At 70.4% G+C, this 15,498-nt stretch carries 13 protein-coding genes; 4 read left to right on the forward strand and 9 right to left on the reverse strand.

Annotated features, from left to right (window positions below):
* Nucleotides 1-51: 51 nt before the first annotated feature.
* Both ACWCQ6_RS04095 and ACWCQ6_RS04100 read right to left on the reverse strand, forming a co-directional pair.
* Nucleotides 52-1,311, reverse strand: coding sequence for an NAD(P)/FAD-dependent oxidoreductase (locus ACWCQ6_RS04095; RefSeq protein ID WP_451085210.1), 1,260 nt, complete (start codon nt 1,309-1,311; stop codon nt 52-54).
* A 92-nt stretch (nt 1,312-1,403) separates the two neighbouring features.
* Nucleotides 1,404-2,720 (reverse strand): deoxyguanosinetriphosphate triphosphohydrolase, encoded by a 1,317-nt coding sequence (locus tag ACWCQ6_RS04100; protein ID WP_451085211.1) that lies wholly within the window; start codon nt 2,718-2,720, stop codon nt 1,404-1,406.
* A 198-nt stretch (nt 2,721-2,918) separates the two neighbouring features.
* On the opposite strand from ACWCQ6_RS04100, the gene ACWCQ6_RS04105 reads away from it, so the two are divergent.
* On the forward strand, nt 2,919-3,632 hold the full coding sequence (locus tag ACWCQ6_RS04105; protein WP_451085212.1) for a SanA/YdcF family protein: 714 nt from the start codon (nt 2,919-2,921) through the stop codon (nt 3,630-3,632).
* A 36-nt stretch (nt 3,633-3,668) separates the two neighbouring features.
* Here ACWCQ6_RS04105 and cutA read toward each other — a convergent pair whose 3' ends face one another.
* Nucleotides 3,669-4,007 (reverse strand): divalent-cation tolerance protein CutA, encoded by a 339-nt coding sequence (gene cutA, locus ACWCQ6_RS04110; protein ID WP_451085213.1) that lies wholly within the window; start codon nt 4,005-4,007, stop codon nt 3,669-3,671.
* An 83-nt stretch (nt 4,008-4,090) separates the two neighbouring features.
* Nucleotides 4,091-4,717 carry an NADPH-dependent FMN reductase gene (locus ACWCQ6_RS04115; protein ID WP_451085214.1) on the reverse strand — a complete coding sequence of 209 codons (627 nt, stop codon included), beginning with the start codon at nt 4,715-4,717 and terminating at the stop codon, nt 4,091-4,093.
* An 823-nt stretch (nt 4,718-5,540) separates the two neighbouring features.
* Here ACWCQ6_RS04115 and ACWCQ6_RS04120 point away from each other — a divergent pair.
* Complete coding sequence (locus ACWCQ6_RS04120; protein ID WP_451085351.1) at nt 5,541-6,344, forward strand: hypothetical protein; 804 nt, start codon at nt 5,541-5,543, stop codon at nt 6,342-6,344.
* Nucleotides 6,345-6,444: 100 nt separating this feature from the next.
* Nucleotides 6,445-7,068, forward strand: a complete 624-nt coding sequence (locus tag ACWCQ6_RS04125) for a class F sortase (protein WP_451085215.1) — start codon at nt 6,445-6,447, stop codon at nt 7,066-7,068.
* A 24-nt stretch (nt 7,069-7,092) separates the two neighbouring features.
* On the opposite strand, the gene ACWCQ6_RS04130 is transcribed toward ACWCQ6_RS04125, so the two are convergent.
* Nucleotides 7,093-7,881, reverse strand: coding sequence for a sulfite exporter TauE/SafE family protein (locus tag ACWCQ6_RS04130; protein ID WP_451085216.1), 789 nt, complete (start codon nt 7,879-7,881; stop codon nt 7,093-7,095).
* Between the two features lie 85 nt (nt 7,882-7,966).
* Between ACWCQ6_RS04130 and ACWCQ6_RS04135 the strand changes: the two genes are divergently transcribed.
* Nucleotides 7,967-8,896, forward strand: a complete 930-nt coding sequence (locus ACWCQ6_RS04135; RefSeq protein ID WP_451085217.1) for an oxidoreductase — start codon at nt 7,967-7,969, stop codon at nt 8,894-8,896.
* A 12-nt stretch (nt 8,897-8,908) separates the two neighbouring features.
* On the opposite strand, the gene ACWCQ6_RS04140 is transcribed toward ACWCQ6_RS04135, so the two are convergent.
* From ACWCQ6_RS04140 to dusB, 4 genes are all read right to left on the reverse strand, one after another.
* Complete coding sequence (locus ACWCQ6_RS04140; RefSeq protein WP_451085218.1) at nt 8,909-9,313, reverse strand: VOC family protein; 405 nt, start codon at nt 9,311-9,313, stop codon at nt 8,909-8,911.
* Between the two features lie 145 nt (nt 9,314-9,458).
* Entirely contained in the window at nt 9,459-10,433 is a 975-nt protein-coding gene (locus ACWCQ6_RS04145) for an ArsR/SmtB family transcription factor (RefSeq protein WP_451085219.1), read from the reverse strand.
* 506 nt (nt 10,434-10,939) lie between these two features.
* Nucleotides 10,940-13,687, reverse strand: a complete 2,748-nt coding sequence (gene ppdK, locus ACWCQ6_RS04150; RefSeq protein WP_451085220.1) for a pyruvate, phosphate dikinase — start codon at nt 13,685-13,687, stop codon at nt 10,940-10,942.
* 636 nt (nt 13,688-14,323) lie between these two features.
* Complete coding sequence (gene dusB / locus ACWCQ6_RS04155) at nt 14,324-15,472, reverse strand: tRNA dihydrouridine synthase DusB (RefSeq protein ID WP_451085221.1); 1,149 nt, start codon at nt 15,470-15,472, stop codon at nt 14,324-14,326.
* Nucleotides 15,473-15,498 lie beyond the last annotated feature (26 nt).

Raw genomic sequence — 15,498 nt, forward strand, 5'->3', positions numbered from 1 at the left:
CGCAAAGAGCCGTGCGCGCCGCACGGACGGCCGGGCCCGGTCGGGCACGGCTCAGGACAGGGTCTCCAGCGGTACGGACGGGTCCGCCAGCGCGTCCGGGTCGATCTGCCGGCCGGACCGGATCAGCCCCTGTACGGTCTCGGTGACGTCCCACACGTTGACGTTCATCCCGGCCAGCACCCGGCGGTCCTTCAGCCAGAAGGCGATGAACTCCCGCTTCCCCGCGTCGCCCCGGATGACCACCTGGTCGTAGCTGCCCGGCGGCGCCCAGCCCGAGTACTCGAGACCGAGGTCGTACTGGTCGGAGAAGAAGTACGGCACCCGGTCGTAGCTGACCTCCTGGCCGAGCATGGCGCGGGCCGCAGCCGGGCCGCTGTTCAGCGCGTTCGCCCAGTGCTCCACACGCAGCCGGGCGCCGAACAGCGGGTGGTACACGTTGGCGACGTCACCGGCCGCGAAGATGTGCGGGTCGCTGGTGCGCAGGGAGGCGTCGACGGCGATGCCTCCGCCGTCCGCGCGCGGGGCCATGGCGAGCCCGGAGGTCTCGGCGAGGGCGGTGCGGGGCGCGGCGCCGATCGCGGCGAGCACGTCGTGGGCGGGGTGCTCCTCGCCGTCGTCGGTGCGGACGGCGAGCACCAGGCCGTCCTGGCCGATGATCTCGGTGAGGTGGACGCCGAAGTGGAAGCGGACCCCGTGGTCGCTGTGCAGATCGGTGAAGATCTGGCCGAGTTCGGGGCCGACGACGTGGTGCAGCGGGGTCGGCTCCGGTTCCATGACGGTGACCTCGGCGCCGTAGCCGCGCGCCGCCGCCGCGACCTCCAGGCCGATCCAGCCGGCCCCGGCGATCACCAGATGGCCGTTGTCGCGGCCGAGTGCGGCCAGTACATTGCGCAGCCGGTCGGCGTGTGCGAGGCGGCGCAGATGGTGGACGCCGGCCAGGTCCGTGCCCGGAACGGGGAGGCGGCGCGGCTCGGCGCCGGTGGCGAGCAGCAGCTTGTCGTAGTGGACGACGGTGCCGTCGCCGAGCTGTACGGCGCGGGCCTCCCGGTCGAGCGAGGTGACGGGCTGCCCCAGGTGCAGCTCGATGTCGGCGCCCGCGTACCAGGCGGTCTCGTGGACGAAGACGCTGTCCCGGTCCTCCTTGCCGCAGAGGTAGCCCTTGGAGAGCGGAGGGCGTTCGTACGGGTGGTCCCGTTCGTCGCCGAGCAGGATCACCCGGCCGCTGAAACCCTCCTCCCGGAGCGTCTCGGCTGCCTTCGCTCCCGCCAGCCCTCCGCCGACGATGACGAACGTCCGATGTGCGTCGACCACTTGATGCCTCCTGGGTGCTTGCTTCGCGGCGCCGCCAACTGCGAGCGTCCCGCACGCAGTGTGATGGCGAAAGAGGGTGTACCCCGATCAGGTCACACCCGGTGTCTGCGTTCCGTGAGCGACGCGTGCAGAGAGCGTGCCGAGGCGTCGGTCAGGGCGGCGATCTGGTCGACCAGGACCCGCTTGCGGGCCCTGTCGTCGCGGGCGGCTTCGAACAGCGCCCGGAACTGCGGTTCCAGTCCTTCGGGGGCGCGCGCGGTCAGTGCGGCGGCCAGCTCGGCGATCACGATCCGCTGGTCGGCGCGGATCGCCTCCTGCTCGGCGCGCTGCATGACGTAACGGTCGGCGACCGCCTTGAGCACGGCGCATTCGTTGCGTGCCTCGCGGGGGACGACCAGTTCGGCGGCGTACCGGCCGAGACGGCCCGTCCCGTGGGCGTGCCGGGTGGCACTCTCGGCGGCGAGGCAGAACCGGCCGATCAGCTGGCTCGTCGCGTCCTTGAGCCGGGCCTGGGCGACGGCGGATCCGTCGTAGCCGTGCGGCCACCAGTCCTGGGCGACGAGCCGGTCCAGTGCGTCGGCCAGCTCCTGGGGCTCGGTGTCCGCGGGTACGTAGCGGCCGAGGGCGACCGCCCAGATCTCGTTGCGCTCCGGTTCGGCGCAGAGGCAGTCGGGGTCGATGTGGCCGGCGTGCAGCCCGTCCTCGAAGTCGTGCACGGAGTAGGCGACGTCGTCGGACCAGTCCATGACCTGGGCCTCGAAGCACTTGCGGTCCTTCGGGGCCTCCTTGCGGGCCCATTCGAAGACCGGCAGGTCGTCCTCGTACACCCCGAATTTCGGGGAGCCGGGGTCGGCGGGGTGCGCGCCGCGCGGCCAGGGGTACTTGGTGGCGGCGTCCAGGGCGGCCCGGGTCAGGTTGAGCCCGACGCTGACCAGCTCGCCGGTGCGGGTGTCGGGGACGAACCGCTTCGGTTCGAGCCTGGTCAGCAGGCGCAGCGACTGGGCGTTGCCCTCGAAGCCCCCGCAGTCCGATGCGAAGTCGTTGAGCGCCTGCTCTCCGTTGTGGCCGAACGGCGGGTGGCCCAGGTCGTGGGCGAGGCAGGCCGTCTCGACCAGGTCGGGGTCGCAGCCGAGCGCCGCGCCGAGCTCGCGGCCGACCTGGGCGCATTCGAGGGAGTGGGTGAGCCTGGTACGGGGACTGGCGTCCCAGGCGTGGCCGCGGGTGCCCGGGGTGACGACCTGGGTCTTCCCGGCGAGCCGCCGCAGGGCGGCGGAGTGCAGCACCCGGGCACGGTCGCGCTGGAAGGCCGTACGGCCCGGCCGTTTGTCCGGCTCGGTGTCCCAGCGCTCGGAGTCGGCCGCGCCGTAGGGAGCCGTGCCGTGGTCCGGTGTGCCGTGCGTACAGTCCATGGTTCCGACAGTAAACGGCCGGGCCGACAAGAAGGCTCAGGCAGCGGCCCGCGGATGTCCGGCGGCCGGACTTCCGCCGGTTGCGGTCCTGCGGGTTCCGTTTCTGGTCGGGTGACGGATTCTGCCCGTTCGAGAACCCTTTCGACCCGGGTGTCGTCCGACCATGTGGAACGACGGAGTACGGAGCGGGGGGGTCCCATGCGGGTGAAGTGGCCGGGACGACAGCTGTTGGGGCGGTTTCGGCCCCGGTGGCCGCGGACGCGGCGCGGGCAGCGGCGGGCCGTGCAGGGGGTGATGGCCGCCTGTGTGCTCGCGCTGGCGCCCTCGACCTGGACGTACGCCGTCGCCGGCTCCCGGGTCGGGACGACGGCGGACGCGCCCGCGCACGAGGTGGCCGTGGTGTTCGGGGCGGGGCTCTGGAAGGGCAGACCGTCGCCGTATCTCGCCAACCGGCTGAGGACCGCCGCCGAGCTGTACCGGGACGGGAAGGTGAAGGTCGTACTCGTGACCGGTGACAACAGCCGGAAGGAGTACGACGAACCGGATGCCATGCGCGCCTATCTCAGGGAGCACGGGGTGCCGGACGAGCGGATCGTGAGCGACTTCGCCGGGTTCGACACCTGGGACTCGTGCGTGCGGGCCAAGAAGGTCTTCGGGGTCGACCGCGCGGTGCTGGTGAGCCAGGGGTTCCACATCCGCCGGGCGATCGCGCTGTGCCGGTCCGCGGGGATCGACGCGTACGGGGTCGGCGTGGACGCCGTCCACGACACGACCTGGTACTACGGCGGAACTCGGGAGGTGTTCGCGGCGGGGAAGGCGGCGCTGGACGCTCTGTTCCGGCCCGACCCGCACTTTCTGGGGCCGCGGGAGCCCGGGATCGGGGAGGCGCTGGCGGCGGAGGGCGGGCGGTAGTACGGGCCGTGGCCCCGGGCCGGGGCGGGCCCGGGGCTACAGCGACGTGACCGAGGCGGTTTCGGCCGAGACCCAGGCGAGGTAGCGGGCGCTGCCCCGTACCACCGGGATCGCGATGATCTCCGGGGTCTCGTAGTCGTGCGCCGCCTGGAGATGGGCCTCCAGCTCGTCGTACCGCTCGGTCGTCGTCTTGAACAGCAGCTGCCACTCCTCGGTGGTCTCGATGGCGTTCTGCCAGCGGTAGACCGAGGTGACGGGCGCGGAGATCTGTACACAGGCGGCGAGCCGCGCCTCCACCACGCCCTGCGCGAGGGAGTGTGCCTTCTCCTCACTGTCCGTCGTGGTCAGTACGGTCAGCCATGCCGGCGTCGTCACCTTCGGCTCCTGCGGGGTCGGTCCTGTGTCCCGGTACCCGTCGATTGTCGGGGATGTCGCGGCGCGGCGCAGCGCCTACGGGGTCAGGCGCCGTACGGGCGGACGGCCTTGGCGTCGCGCAGGGCGTGCCCCCACCAGACCAGCTGGTCGAGCAGCACCTTGGCCGCCGCGTCGCAGCCCGCCGGGTCCCGGTGCCTGCCCTCGTCGTCGAACAGGGCGCCCGCGTTGTGGAAGGACACGGTCTCGCGGATGCCGACGGTGTGCAGCTCCGCGAAGACCTGCCGCAGGTGCTCGACGGCGCGCAGCCCGCCGGAGACCCCGCCGTACGAGACGAAGGCGACGGGTTTGGCCTGCCACTCGGCGCGGTGCCAGTCGATGAGGTTCTTCAGCGGGGCCGGGTAGGAGTGGTTGTACTCGGGGGTGACGACGACAAAGGCATCGGCCGCCGCCAGTCCGGGCGCAACGGCCGCGAGCCGGGCCTGGGCCCCGGCGTCGGGCCGGTAGGTGAGGGCGACCGGGAGATCGAGTGCCGCGACGTCGATCAGATCGGTCTCGATGTCGGGGTGCGGGGCGGTGTGCGAGAGGAACCAGTCGGTGATGACGGGGCCGAACCGGCCCTCGCGATTGCTGGCGAGGATGACCGCGACCTTCAGGGGTGCGGTGGAGCCGGTCGTGGATGCGGTGGATGAGGCAACTGTGGTGAGGTCCATGCGTAAAGGCTCATATATCAACCATGGTTGAGGTCAAGGCCGTTCGGCCCGGTCCTGCCGCCGGGACCGACGGTCCCGCCCCGCCGTGGCCGGGCGATCGCGCCGGGAAGGGCGCTGCCGGGGGCCCTGGCGATACCGAGCCGCCGGCGCTGTCCGCCGGAGCGCGCGGCCGGGAAACGGCCGCCCGCCGAGGCGTCCAGGCGGACCGGTGCCAGAAGTTCACGGACCCGGGAGCGGATCGGCTCGCGGTCCCGACCGACGGCCTGGAGGGGTTCGGCGAGCAGTCGGAAGACGGGCAGTCGCGGGTTCAGGGCCCCATCAGGTCCTGCACGGGTCCGTATGCGCGCACGCCGACCCGGTCCACGCTGCGGGCCTGCACCGGCCTTTGACCGTTCTCGCCATGAGGTCGAAGTGCCGCTGCGGCAGTCGGCCACGGACCATGACCGTGCGGCCGATCCTCTCCGGCGCGGATCCGCCCCCGCCGGGCCCAGGGGGGAGGGGCCCGGCGGGGGCGGTGGCCGGGGGCGGCCTCGTGCACCGTCCCGTGGGGGGTGTGAGACGTGTGCCCGCCACCCGCGAGGTCATTCCTGTGACGTACGCCACTTTCCTCCCGGGTGGCGTCACCCGATCGGCGCCTGGTGGCACGGGATCGACCCCGCCCACCTCGATCACCACCGTGACCTGCGCGTTTACACCTTGGCAAGGAGGTCGCGCCGATCTGTTCGGGTGCAAGCTGACTCGATGTCAGCAGGCATCGGTGGCGGACCGGCCGTTAGCTCGGGGTCAGGACACGCCTACTCGCGCCATCGCCGGAGGAACCCCCATGCGTCCTGCCCGCCTAGTGACCGGTACTGCCGCATCCGCGGTCGCCATAGCCACGCTCGGCTTCCTCGCCGGGCCGTCCGCGTACGCAGATGATGCCGGCGCACCGCAGGCCGACGCCGCTGGTGCCGTGTCCCGGACCACCGGAGACCTCGGGGCACAGGCCACCACCGCCGGGGCAGCGGCCACCACCGCCGAAAAGGCCGCGGGCGACGACTCCGGGGGCGATGAGACCGGGTCCGGCACGGACAACCCGTTCAGCCTCGACAACCTTTCCGGCCTCGTCGCGCCCTCGCTGCTCGACTCCGCCTCGGGGGGCGACTTCTCCGGACTCGATGTCCCGGGCGGGTCCGACACCCCGTCCGGGGGCGATGACGCGGGCCGAGCCGAGGACGCAGGCCGAGATGAAAAGACGGACCAAGGAGAGGACGCGGGCCAAGGCGAGAAGAAGGACCAAGGCGAAGACACGGGCCGAGACGAGAAGAAGGACCAAAACGAGGACACGGGCCAAGGCGAAAAGAAGGACCAAGGCGAAGACACGGGCCGGGACGAGGAAGCAGGCCAAGGCGAGAGCTCGTCCGGGCGCGACGACTCGTCCTCGTCGGAACACGACAACTCCTCCTCCGGGCACCGCCCCGGGGACGCCCCCGCGGGCCCCACCGGGCACGTCAAAACCGGAGTCGGCGGCAGCGTCCGGCCCGACACCACCCAGATCGCGGCGGGCACCGGCGTTCTCGCCGTGACCGCCGTCGGCGGAGCCTGGCTCCTGCGTCGCCGGGCGAGCGGCACGCAGGGAGACGGCTGACGGAGACGCATTCACGTCGCCGTACCGCCCGGTTTCCGTCCCGGTGGCAGCGCGCCACCGGGACGGGACCGTCCCCATTCCCGTCTCCCGGAGGACGACCGTGTCCGAGAAGGCCAAGGGTTGGCTGCTGGCCATCACGGCGCTGGCCGGTGTCTGGCTGATCCGGAACGGTGCCGACACCCAACTGTCCCCACCCCGGCCGACCGCCGCCCAGGCCTTCGCCGGCGGCCCGGCACCGCAGCCGGGATCGCCGGTCGCCGAACCGCTGAAGCCCTCTGCCCCCGTACGCATCCGCATCCCGAGCATCCGGGTCGACGCCCCGATGATGCGGCTCGGGCTCGGGGCCGACGGCAGTCTCGATGTGCCGCCCGCCGGGAACCGCAACATCGTCGGCTGGTACCGGGACGGCACTCCCCCGGGCTCCAGTGGCAGCGCGATCGTCGCCGGCCATGTGGACAACGCGCAGGGGAGGTCGGTCTTCTACGACCTGGGCGCCCTGCAGAAGGGCAGCACGGTCGAGGTGGTCCGTCAGGACGGCCGTACCGCCGTCTTCTCCATCGACGCGATCGAGGTCTACGAGAACGAGAACTTCCCCGACCAGCGGGTCTACGGCGCCTCGCCCTTCGCCTCGCTGCGGCTGATCACGTGCGGCGGCGGCTTCTCGAAGACGACGGGCTATCAGGGCAATGTGGTGGCGTACGCGCATCTGACCACCGTCCGCTGAACCCGGCCTGCGGGCACGGGCCGTTCAGGCCGTCCACTGGTCGAAGGCCAGCTTCGCGACCAGCGAGAACACCACGACGAGCAGCACACCGCGGACGAACTCGCTGCCCTTCCTGAGCGCCATCCGCGCCCCGAGGAGTCCGCCCGCCAGGTTGAACACCGCCATCAGCGCGGCCAGTTGCCACAGCACACTGCCCTGGTAGGCGAACATCGCCAACGCGCCGCCGTTGGTGCAGACATTGACGATCTTGGCGGTGGCGGACGCCGTCACCAGGTCGAGTCGGAGCACCGCGGTCAGCGCCAGCACCAGGAACGTTCCCGTGCCGGGGCCGAACAGCCCGTCGTAGAGGCCGATTCCGCCGCCGACCAGCACGATGGCCGTGATCGTGCGGGCCCGGGTGACCTTCTGCCGCTCGCCGTCGCCGGTGTCCTTGCCGAACGAGGGCCGCAGCATCACGAACGCCGCGACGGCCAGCAGCACCACCATGATCACCGGCCGCAGCACCTCGCTGCTGATCCCGGCGGCGAAGAACGCCCCGGCCATCGATCCGGCCAGCGCCGCGAGCCCGATCCGCAGCGCGGTCCCGACCTTCACCGGCGCCTTGCGTACGTACGTCACGGCGGCGCCCGACGTACCGACGATCGCGACGGCCTTGTTCGTGCCCAGTACCTGCGCGGCCGGGACATGCGGCAGGCCCAGGAGCAACGCGGGCAGCAGAAGCAGTCCGCCGCCCCCGACCACCGCGTCGATCCAGCCCGCGGCGGCTGCGGCGAGGCAGAGGACGATCAGGGTGGTGATGGTGATATCGGGCATGGTCGCGACCCTAGGGAGGCGATCCATGCACAGTCCATCGGATTGAGCCAAACCTGAGGTTCCCGAGCCGCCGTACGCTGGGCGCATGAGCCACGGCTGGAACGCGAACGACATACCGGACCAGAGGGGCCGTACGGCCGTGGTCACCGGAGCCAACAGCGGTATCGGCCTGCACACCGCGCGGGAGCTTGCCCGGCACGGAGCGAGGGTCCTGCTCGCCTGCCGTGACGAGACGCGCGGCAGGGAGGCCGAGGCCCGCATCCGAAAGGCCGTGACCGGCGCGGAGGTGGCGTTCGTACCGCTCGATCTGGCCGATCTGGGCTCGGTGCGCGAGTTCGCCGCGACCCACGTGCCCGCCCGGCTCGATCTGCTGATCAACAACGCAGGCGTGATGGCCCTCCCGTACGGGACGACATCCGACGGCTTCGAGAGGCAGTTCGGCATCAACCACCTGGGACACTTCGCCCTCACCGGGCTGCTGCTCCCCCGGCTCCTCGACACCCCCGGGGCACGTGTGGTGACCGTCTCCAGCGGGATGCACGCGCTGTCCGACCTCGACATGGGGGATCTCAACAGCGAGCGGAACTACCGTCGTTGGATCGCATACGGCCGCTCGAAGACCGCCAATCTGCTCTTCGTCCACGAGCTGGCGCGACGGCTCGCAAAGGCCGGCTCCCGGCTGGTGGCCGCCTCCGCGCACCCGGGATACGCGGCGACCAACCTCCAGTCCGCGGCCGCCCGGATGGAGAGCCGCCGGGCGATGGAACGGTTCTTCGAGCTGGGCAACCGGATCGTCGCCCAGCCCGCTTCGGCCGGTGCGCTGCCCACGCTGTACGCGGCCACCGCGCCCGGCGTGCGCCCCGACTCGTTCACCGGGCCGGGAGCGCTGGGCTGGCGCGGTGCGCCCGCCCCGTCCTGGCGGGCGGGCTGGACACGCGACGATGTGACGAGCGAGCGGCTCTGGGTGGCGTCCGAACAGCTCACCGGGGTGACATATCCGGACCTCACCCCCTGAGCGGGACCGCCCTCAGCCTTCGACGACCGCGGGATCCATCCACATGACCTCCCAGATGTGGTTGTTCGGGTCCTGGAAGGAACGGCCGTACATGTGGCCGTAGTCCACCGTCTCGTTGGCCGGCGATCCGCCGGAGGCGAGGGCGGTGTCGACCAGCTCGTCCACCTTCTCCCGGCTCTCGGCACTCAGGGCGAGAATCACCTCGGTGGACTTCGAGGCGTCGGCGATCTCCTTCTTGGTGAACTCCTTGAACCGCGGCTCGGTGAGGAGCATCGCGAAAATGGTGTCGCTGATGACAAGACACGCGGTGTTCTCGTCGGTGAACTGCGGATTGCACGAGAAGCCCAGCTTGCCGAAGAACGCCTTGGTTGCTTCGAGGTCCTTGACCGGCAGGTTGACGAAGATCATCTGAGGCATGGCCGCTTCGCTCTCTGTTGTTCGAACGTGTACGACAGGTAGACGGTGGGGCATCGCGGAACTCATCGCCGCCCGCAAAAAAATTCTCGCCGCTTCGGATCCCGTCCGCCTGCCGTCGCATCAGCCCTCAGGGCCGGCGCCCGCCTCAGGACATGGCGAGCGGTGCGCCGCCCCGGAGCAGCGATCCACCCAGGGGGGTCAGCGTGTGCAGGACCGAGCCGCCGTGCCGCAGGGTGTGGATCAGGCCCGCCTCGCGCAGCACACAGGCGTGCTGGCTCGCCGAGGCGAGGGATACTCCGGCTCGCAGGGCGAGCTCGCTGGTCGTGCAGCCGTTCCCTATGGCGCTCAGGACCGTCGAGCGGGTGCTGCCGAGGAGCCGGCCGAGCCAGGGGCCCGGTTCGGCGAAGACCGGGGCGCGGGAGTGGGTGACCGGGTAGACCAGGACCGGCGGCAGCTCCGGGTCGCGGTAGACGACGGGGGTGACGCGGCAGAAGAAGGACGGCTGGAGCAGCAGCCCCCGGCCGTCCAGATGGACGTCCCGGTCGACGGGGTAGTCCGCCTCCAGCACGGGGGCCCGCCAGCGGATCATCGGCGGGAGGGAGGCGAGCAGTTCGTCCGCGCCGCCGTCCAGCAGGGCGCGGCCGCGGACCGCGCGGTCGGCCTCCACGCTGGCCCGGATGTGCGGCCAGTACGGCTCGATGGCGGCGCGGTGGTAGCTGCGCAGGGCGCCGACGAGGCGGCCGAACGATTCGGCGCGGCCGTCCGGGGAGCGGCCCGGATCGCGGCGTTCGGCGGCGAGCAGGGCGAGTTCGGCGAGGACCCGGCCGGGCGAGGTGCCGCGTAATGCCTCCATTCCCGCGTCGATGCCGTACGGTTCGCCGCCTTCCTGGGAAGGCGTCAGAAAATCCGGGAAATAGCCGCGCGGTGGAATCACCGCGGCCAACGGGCGCACTTCCCCCTTCAACCGACGCCGGGTTTCCGTACGCCATTTCCCGAACACCGCGGAACCACGCCGGTCCCTCAGCCGGTGGAAACTCAGAGCGGTTTCCCACAACGCGTCCGGCCGAGTGGCCATCCGCACCTTGGAAAGGTCCACTCCGGACATATGGATACGCAGCACCGGGCCCCCACCTGTTGCACCTGCAATTACCCCCACCCCAGGGTAGGTGATCCGTAACAGCACGTCACCACGGGGTTTCGGCCAGAGGTGAAACGCCTCGCACCCACCCGCCATCACCCGAAAAGCTGTACGGCGTCGGGCACGATTCCGGCGCCACCGGGAGGGCGAGTGAAGGCCGTGGGGGGTTTCGCGCGCCCGACGACGGTGGACGACGGTGCGGCACCGTACCCGACGGGGTAACCCGGGTGCGGTCCATGGGTGGGGACCCGTGGACCGCATCCCGGCCCGTTCTCGGCTCACCTCTTTGCGCATTGAACGAACCGTGACTAATGCGCGAAGAAAAAGGAACAACGCCGAACAAAGATTTCCCCAGAACGAAACGGAACAGCGACACCCCCGCACAGGGTGCCGCCGTCCTGAAGCGTTCCGGAGTCGCCGTCGAGCCGGTGAGGGTGGTGAGGGGCCGACGGCGGCTCCGGAGCGGAGTCAGGGGATTTGGTGCCGGATCAGCGGCTGTCGCTGCCCGTCGAACCCGCCGCCGCCCGGCCCGCTTCGAGCCGGGCCACGGGGATACGGAACGGGGAGCAGGACACGTAGTCCAGGCCCGCCTCGTGGAAGAAGTGCACCGACTCCGGGTCTCCGCCGTGCTCGCCGCAGACGCCGAGCTTCAGGTCCGGGCGGGTGGCCCGGCCGGCCGCGACGGCGCTGCGGACCAGCGAGCCGACGCCGTCCTTGTCGATCGTCTCGAACGGCGACACCCCGAAGATGCCCTTCTCCAGGTACGCGGTGAAGAACGAGGCCTCCACGTCGTCGCGGGAGAAGCCCCACACGGTCTGCGTCAGGTCGTTCGTACCGAAGGAGAAGAACTGCGCGGCCTCGGCGATCTGGCCCGCGGTCAGCGCGGCACGCGGCAGCTCGATCATCGTGCCGATGGTGAGCTTCAGCCGGGTGCCGGTGGCGGCCTCGACCTCGGCGATGACCTGGTCGGCCTCCTCGCGGACGATCTCCAGCTCCTGGACCGTGCCGACGAGCGGAATCATGATCTCGGCACGCGGGTCGCCCTTGGCGTTCTTGCGCTCGGCCGCGGCCTCGGCGATCGCCCGTACCTGCATGGCGAACAGACCAGGGATGACGAGACCGAGACGGACCCCGCGCAGACCGAGCATCGGGTTCTGCTCGTGCAGCTTGTGCACGGCCTGGAGCAGACGCAGGTCGTTCTCGTTGGCGTCCTTGCGGGACTCGGCGAGCGCGACCCGCACCGAGAGCTCGGTGATGTCGGGCAGGAACTCGTGCAGCGGCGGGTCGAGCAGCCGCACGGTGACGGGCAGTCCGTCCATCGCCTCGAACAGCTCGATGAAGTCGGCCTTCTGGAGCGGAAGCAGCTCCTGCAGCGCGACCTCGCGCTCGGCATCGGTGTCCGCGAGGATCAGCTTCTCGACCATCTCGCGGCGCTCGCCGAGGAACATGTGCTCGGTGCGGCACAGGCCGATGCCCTGGGCGCCGAAGCGGCGGGCCCGCAGCGCGTCCTCGGCATTGTCGGCGTTGGCCCGCACCCGCAGCCGGCGCACCCGGTCCGCGTACGCCATGATCCGGTGCACGGCGGCGACCAGCTCGTCGGCGTCGTCGGCGCCGGCGTGCATCCGGCCCTCGAAGTACTCGACGACCGGGGACGGCACGACGGGGACCTCACCGAGGTACACCTTGCCGGTGGAGCCGTCGATGGAGACGACATCGCCCTCCTCGATGACCCGGCCGCCCACCGTCATCCGGCGGCGCTTGGTGTCGACCTCCAGGTCCTCGGCACCGCAGACACAGGTCTTGCCCATGCCGCGGGCGACGACGGCGGCGTGCGAGGTCTTGCCGCCGCGCGAGGTCAGGATGCCCTCGGCCGCGATCATGCCGTCGAGGTCATCGGGGTTGGTCTCGCGGCGGATCAGGATGACCTTCTCGCCGGAGCGCGACCACTTGACCGCGGTGTACGAGTCGAAGACGGCCTTGCCGACCGCGGCGCCCGGCGAGGCGGCGATGCCGCGGCCCAGCAGCTCGGTGGCTGCTTCGTCGTCGAAGCGCGGGAACATCAGCTGCGCGAGCTGCGCTCCGTTGACCCGCTGGAGCGCCTCGGCCTCGTCGATCAGGCCCTGGTCGACGAGCTGGGTCGCGATCCGGAAGGCGGCACCGGCGGTGCGCTTGCCGACCCGGGTCTGGAGCATCCACAGCCGGCCGCGCTCGATGGTGAACTCGATGTCGCACAGGTCCTTGTAGTGCGTTTCGAGGGTCTCCATGATCTGCATCAGCTGGTCGTACGACTTCTTGTCGATCGACTCCAGCTCGGCGAGCGGCATGGTGTTGCGGATGCCGGCGACGACGTCCTCGCCCTGCGCGTTCTGCAGGTAGTCGCCGTAGACGCCCTGGTGGCCGCTGGCCGGGTCACGGGTGAACGCGACGCCCGTACCGGAGTCGGGGCCGAGGTTGCCGAAGACCATCGAGCAGATGTTGACGGCCGTGCCCAGGTCGCCGGGGATGCGCTCCTGGCGGCGGTAGAGCTTGGCCCGGTCGGTGTTCCACGAGTCGAAGACGGCCTTTATGGCCAGGTCCATCTGCTCGCGCGGGTCCTGCGGGAAGTCGCGGCCGGCGTCCCGGGCGACGATCTTCTTGAACTGCTTGACCAGCTTCTTCAGGTCGGCCGCGTCGAGGTCGACGTCGACGGTGACGCCCTTGGACTCCTTCGCCGCCTCCAGCGCCTCCTCGAAGAGGTCGCCGTCGACACCGAGGACGGTCTTGCCGAACATCTGGATGAGGCGGCGGTAGGAGTCCCACGCGAACCGCTCGTCGCCGGCCTGGGCGGCGAGACCGGCCACGGACTCGTCGGAGAGGCCGATGTTGAGAACCGTGTCCATCATGCCGGGCATCGAGAACTTCGCGCCGGAGCGGACGGAGACCAGCAGCGGGTCGTCGGCCTGGCCGAGCTTCTTGCCCATCCGTGCCTCAAGGGCGTCGAGGTGGGCGCTGACCTCGGCACGCAGCTCGGCCGGCTCCTCGCCACTCTCGAGGTAGACCTTGCACGCCTCGGTGGTGATGGTGAATCCCGGAGGGACGGGGAGCCCGAGGTTGGTCATCTCGGCGAGGTTCGCGCCCTTGCCGCCGAGGAGGTCCTTCAGGTCCTTGTTGCCCTCGGTGAAGTCATAAACGAACTTCTCGCCCTCGGACTCCCGGGATTCCGGGGTGGATACGTGGGAATCTTTGTTTTCCGACACGGGTCTCGACTCCTCGAGGACGCGATGGCTGCCCTGACGGCGAGGAACATACCCAGATCGAAGGTGTCTGGGTACGTCCACTTGCGCGTCATGAGGCCTCAACCACCCGTCCGCCAGTAGATCGAAAGTGACGTCACCTGTCGCCGGAACAGAGCCGCGCATTCACTTCTTGAACGAATCAGCACTCAGGGCCACGAGTTTCGACATTACAGCGACACTCCGCAACGGAAGCGTCGATCGATCAAACCGGAGGACCTTTGGCACCGAGTGCCATCATTTGAGAAGTCAAGCCCTCAAAATTGCGCTCATCTGAGCATGCAGGCTCTCAGGGTGGCGAGAATCACTCTACGGCCGGTGCTCAGATGTCACCATCCGGACACCTGATCGACAACCGGCAGTCACGAGATGATTATGAATCAAACCTGAGAGTGAACGGAATCGCCGCGTGATACCCACAGTCGGCTGGTTCGACTCGCCCACCCGCCGAACTGCCATCGAATCCGGCCAGATATTGCGCTCATATGAGCGATGCAAAAGAAGAGGCACGCGGTGCCTGTGGCGCCGCGTGCCATGGAAGAGGCGGGGCGAGCCGGGCAAGGGCCCGGAAGGCCCGTTGCCGCCCCTCGGTGGACCGCCTCAGCCGCCCGAGGTGTCCAGCTCCGCGTCCGGGCTCACGCCCGCGCAGTCGTACGGGTCCTTCAGCCAGCCGTCCGGCAGCACGACGCGGTTGTTGCCCGAGGTGCGCCCGCGCGGCCCGTCCGCGCCGTCCGGCCACGGCTGGTCCAGGTCCAGCTCCTGCAACTGGCCGCCCAGCTCCTCCAGCGACGAGGTGACCGCGAGCTTCTTGCGCATCTCCGAGCCGACCGAGAAGCCCTTGAGGTACCAGGCGACATGCTTGCGGAAGTCGATCACCCCGCGTGTCTCGTCGCCGATCCACTCCCCCAGCAGCGTCGCGTGCCGCAGCATCACTTCGGCGACTTTCCGGAGCTCCGGCGCCTGCCGAGCCCCCGTGCCCTCGAACTCGCTCACCAGGTCGCCGAAGAGCCAGGGGCGGCCCAGGCAGCCGCGGCCCACGACCACGCCGTCGCAGCCGGTCTCGCGCATCATCCGGCGGGCGTCGTCCGCGCACCAGATGTCGCCGTTGCCGAGGACGGGGATCTCCGGGACGTGTTCCTTGAGGCGGGCGATGGCGTCCCAGTCGGCGGTGCCGCCGTAGTGCTGGGCGGCCGTCCTGCCGTGCAGGGCGACGGCGGTGACCCCCTCCTCGACCGCGATCCGGCCCGCGTCCAGGTAGGTCATGTGGTCGTCGTCGATGCCCTTGCGCATCTTGATGGTGACCGGCAGATCGCCCGCGTTGGAGACCGCCTGGTTGAGGATCGCGCGCAGCAGCGGCCGCTTGTAAGGGAGCGCCGAGCCGCCGCCCTTGCGGGTCACCTTGGGGACCGGGCAGCCGAAGTTCAGGTCGATGTGGTCGGCGAGGTCCTCGTCGACGATCATGCGGACGGCCTTGCCGACGGTGACCGGGTCCACTCCGTACAGCTGGATCGAGCGCGGCGTCTCGCTCGCGTCGAAGTGGATCAGCTGCATGGTCTTCTCGTTGCGCTCGACCAGCGCCCGCGTGGTGATCATCTCGCTGACGAACAGCCCCTTGCCGCCGGAGAACTCCCGGCACAGGGTGCGGAACGGGGCGTTGGTGATGCCGGCCATGGGGGCGAGCACCACCGGCGGCTGCACCGCGTGCGGGCCGATCCGGAGCAGCGGGAGGGAAGGGGCGAGCGTGGTCATTGCTCCATTGTCGCGTACGGAGTCGC

The organism is Streptomyces sp. NPDC001880 (assembly GCF_053594575.1).